Genomic DNA, 255 nt, shown 5'->3' with positions numbered 1-255 from the left:
GCTTATGCCATTGCACTCGACGACCGATTTCCGACCGGTCTGAGCCCACCATCGCGCGCCTCCGTTACTCTTTCGGAGGCGACCGCCCCAGTCAAACTACCCACCATACACTGTCCCGGATCCGGATAACGGACCGCGGTTAGACATCCATGACGATAAGGGTGGTATTTCAAGGATGGCTCCACGAAGACTGGCGTCCCCGCTTCAAAGCCTACCACCTATCCTACACATGCCGACACGAATGCCAGTGTAAAG

At 56.9% G+C, this 255-nt stretch carries 1 rRNA gene; it reads right to left on the bottom strand.

The window, feature by feature from the left end:
• Positions 1-255, bottom strand: a 23S ribosomal RNA gene (locus MRBLMR1_RS30880); the annotation flags it as partial.

The organism is Neorhizobium sp. LMR1-1-1.1 (genome assembly GCF_040675795.1).
Lineage (GTDB): Bacteria > Pseudomonadota > Alphaproteobacteria > Rhizobiales > Rhizobiaceae > Neorhizobium > Neorhizobium cellulosilyticum.
This window is presented reverse-complemented; position numbering and strand designations above follow the sequence as displayed.